3 protein-coding genes and 1 tRNA gene are annotated in these 3,658 nt (G+C 64.2%); all 4 read right to left on the bottom strand.

The genetic code is table 11. From position 1 onward, the window contains the following. Positions 1 to 555, bottom strand: a 555-nt coding sequence (locus H5T60_12685; GenBank protein MBC7243286.1) for a hypothetical protein, incomplete at its 3' end; no start/stop codon positions are given. A gap of 227 nt (positions 556 to 782) precedes the next feature. After that, the gene (locus H5T60_12690) at positions 783 to 1,748 is read right to left on the bottom strand and encodes a SurA N-terminal domain-containing protein (GenBank protein ID MBC7243287.1); all 966 of its coding nucleotides are present in this window, start codon (positions 1,746 to 1,748) and stop codon (positions 783 to 785) included. A gap of 152 nt (positions 1,749 to 1,900) precedes the next feature. Next, positions 1,901 to 3,244, bottom strand: a complete 1,344-nt coding sequence (locus tag H5T60_12695) for a response regulator SirA (GenBank protein ID MBC7243288.1) — start codon at positions 3,242 to 3,244, stop codon at positions 1,901 to 1,903. Between the two features lie 54 nt (positions 3,245 to 3,298). After that, positions 3,299 to 3,395: transfer RNA gene (locus H5T60_12700), tRNA-Sec, on the bottom strand. Positions 3,396 to 3,658: the final 263 nt, after the last annotated feature.

The following is a 3,658-nucleotide window of genomic DNA, read 5'->3' on the forward strand; positions in this document are numbered from 1 at the left end:
GTTGATATCGGAGGGGCTGGACAGCGTCCACCATCCCTCTTCGTTCCAGACCTTCACCTGAATGCCGCTCAGGGGCAGGTCATTGGCGCCCCAGATGACGCCGTGGAAGCCGGCCCAATGGCAGTTAGGCCCGACCAGCAGTTGCACGAACTCGAACGGTGGGGGCGGGGTAGGCGTCGGGGGAGGGGGCGGCCGACGCGTGGCCGGCGGCAAGGGTGTGCTGGTCGGCGGCGGCGTATGGGTGGCCGTTGGGGTGGCTGTCGCCGTCGGGGTGCCGGTGGGCGTTGGCGTCTTGGTCATGGTCGGTGTGTTGGTCGGCGTCGGCGTCCAGGTGGGCGGGAAGGTGGGCGTGGCGGTTTCCGCCGGCAGGGCGGCGACGCCAGCCGGCTGTTCGGCCGTCTCACCTGGCCGCGGCGGCGGGAACGGGTTCAGGAAAATATATGGGTTGACGCCGATGGCGACGTACACCATGGCGGTGAGCACCGTCAGGAGCAAGATGATGATCGTGATTACCTCGAGCGTCCTATCACTCATGCGGTCGAAAGGATTTTTCATGCCCGCTTCTCCTGGCCTGGGCTCGCCCAACGGGAACTGCAGTTGTCTGCCGGCCGCCGGCCCGAAAACCGCTGAACAGCGGCGGACACTCAGGCACGCAGTGGTGGGGCCCCGCTATGCCGAACATCCCCACCCACCGTACCACTCGCACTGCATAGTATAACACAATCAAGCAGTGAATGTCCAGAGTATTTGGTGATACCTTATAGTACTATATGTTCATTATGTTACTGTGTCTCGAGGAAACGCTCGATCTGAGCCTGGGAGCGCAGTTCCTCGATCCATTTCTGGAAGTGGGCCTGGGTGAGGCCCTGGCGGATCTCCGCCGGCACCTCCCGCTCGGAGACCGCTTCCACTACCTGCACGAGGTAATAGCCGTAGGGCGAGGCGATGGGGCCGGCGATCTGGCCGGCGGACAGCCCCTTCACCGCTTCCTCCACCGCAGGCAGAAGTACCCCCTCCCCCAGCGGCACGAATCCCAGGTCGCCTCCCTGATCGCGGGTGCTTTCGTCCAGGGAATGGGCGCGCGCCAGCTCTGCGAAGTCCGCGCCGGCCTCCAACTGCTGGCGCAGGGCCTGGGCCTCCGCTTCCGTCGCCACCAGGATCTGGCGCACATGCACCTGCGGCATGGTTTGCGGCAGGGTGTTGGCCAGCCGGCGCACCATCTCCTCGGTGATGATGGTGGAGCGGGTCATGGCCTGGTATTCCTCCATGGTCATGCCGTTCTGGCTGAGCCAGGCGCGGAAGGCTTCCTCACTGCCCACAGCGGCGATGTCGTTCTGGATGCGCTGTTGGATCACCTCATCCGTGACGGTGACGCCGGCGGCCTGCGCCGCCTGAGCGATAAGCATTTCATCTATCATCGCCTCCAGCACCTGCCGGCGGATCTGCTGGTCCAGCTCCTTGCCCGCCTCGCCCGAGAAATCATGCCCCTGGCCGATCATGGCGGCCTCGAAGCGGGCGACCTGCCGCTCGAACTCCTGCCGGCCGATGGGCTGTCCGTTGACCCGGGCGACGATATCCGCGGGCGGGGTGACGGCCGGCGTATTGGGGGCGGGTTCCTGGGTGACTAACTGGGCCTCCGCCGGCGATGGTTCGGCCGGCGCGCTCACGCCGCTGGCGGCACAGCCGGCCAGCAGGCCGGCGAGCAGGGCGATCAGCAGTAATCCTGCAATACCGCGATGGCGATTCATGAATGCGTTGTCTCCTGCAAGGCGAAATGTGGGCGGCGCGGGAGCCATCCTGCCTCACATTATACATAAAAGAGAAGGGGCGGGCAATAGATGGGCGCGAAAAGAGGACGCATTTCCTCGATAATTTACGTTAAAGTTGCGTTCGCAGGGGGTCAGTAGGTATAGGCACTACCGCCGATGAACTCGCGGATGAGGGAGGTCGGGGGGATGACCGATTCGTCCACCGCCGGCGGCACGGCGTGCAGGAGCCGGCAGACGCGTTCTGCCCGCAGATAGGCATCCTGCTTGAGCGGGTCGTCCCGATAGCGCTCCAGCCACTCCGGGCAGTAGCCGATCAGGCGCGGCCGCATGACCGCCACCTCATAGGCCAGGGCGCTGTTGATGATGCAGTCGGCGCGGTGGATATGCGGGATGATGTTGCGCAGTTCGCTGTTGCGCACGTAGTGCCAGTGCTCCAGGGTCTGGGTGGGGTTGTAGGAACGGAAGGCGGCATCGCGCACCATGCGGCGCATCAGGCGCAAATCGGACCAGCGGATGAACTGTCCGTTGGGGCCTTTCATCTGGAGCAAGGCCTCGACGTACAGGCGCATCATCTGCTCCTGCGGGATGCCCTGGGTCATGTCGGGGTACAGGCCGTGCAGGCTGTCGATGAGCAGTATCTGGCCGGCCTCCAGCCGGAGCGGCGTGACGGCGTCATAGCGCTTGCCGGTGCGGAAATCGTAATAGGGCATGCGGATTTCCTCGCCGGCCAACAGCCGGCGCAGGTGCTCGTTGACCAGCTCCAGGTCCAGCGCCTGCGGCGTCTCAAAGTCATAGTCCCCGAACTCATCTTTCGGGTGCAGTTCCCAGTCGAAGAAGTAGTTGTCCACGTGGAAGGGGACCAGGTTCAAGCCCTCTTTGGACAGGCGCTCCTTCAGCTTGATGGTGGTGGTGGTTTTGCCCGAGGCGGATGGGCCGGCGATGATGACCATGCGGATCTGGTCCTTGCGCGGCAGGATGTGCTGGACGGCGAAATCCAGCTCCGCCTGGTAGAACTCCTCGCACTCGCGCACGACTTCGGCGAACTCGCCGCGCTGGATGCGCTCGTTGAGGAGGGCCAGGGAGTGCAGTTCATGGTCCAAGGCCCAGACCAGAGCCTCCCACAGCTTGCGGTAGGGGATGTTGTTGGGATCGCGTTCCAGGCCGGCGGCCTCCAGGGCGCGCTGGCGGGCGCGTTCGGCGCGGTACAAGATATAGGCCTTGGCGGTGCGGGCGTGACCGTTCTCGATCAGCACTTTCTCGACGATGTCCTGGATTTCCTCCACGGTGGGGATGCGGCCCGGGGGGAAGGTCTGCTCCAGGATGGCCACCACCTGGTCGCTGAGGCGCTCCGCGATGGAGCGGTCGCGGCCGCCGACGGCGACGGCGGCGCGGTAGATGGCATTGGTGATGCGGTCCTTGTTGAAGGGCACCACTGCGCCACTGCGCTTCATGACGTGGGTGATCTTGGAGGACATGGTCCGTGCTCCATCCTCCTGAGTGCCTGCGGCCGGCGCATGAGAAACAAAAGGCGGGAGTGGATGGGAGTCGAACCCACCAGGGCCGCCTCAGCAGCGCCCCTCAGACGGTTTTGAAGACCGCGGAGCCCACCGGGACTCAACCACCCCCATCTATATGATACCCGGAAGGTGTCCGCGCGTCAAATGGCCGTTTTTCCTGCCTTGACAGCAGTGCCCCCACCTGTTACAATGATACGTGATAAGAGACATCTCTCCCCCAGCCTTTCGGTGTCGTTGATCGGGTTCCTTCCTGACTGCGTGCAGGTTCGCCGCGACGTGGGCAAAGAGGTGGAACGGTAGGTGATGCGAACATTCCCCATCCCCTTGGTCTGTTTGGTGTTCGTACTGTCCGCCGGCGTGATCCTGGCCGGC

This window comes from Anaerolineae bacterium (assembly GCA_014360855.1).
Taxonomy (GTDB): Bacteria; Chloroflexota; Anaerolineae; order JACIWP01; family JACIWP01; genus JACIWP01.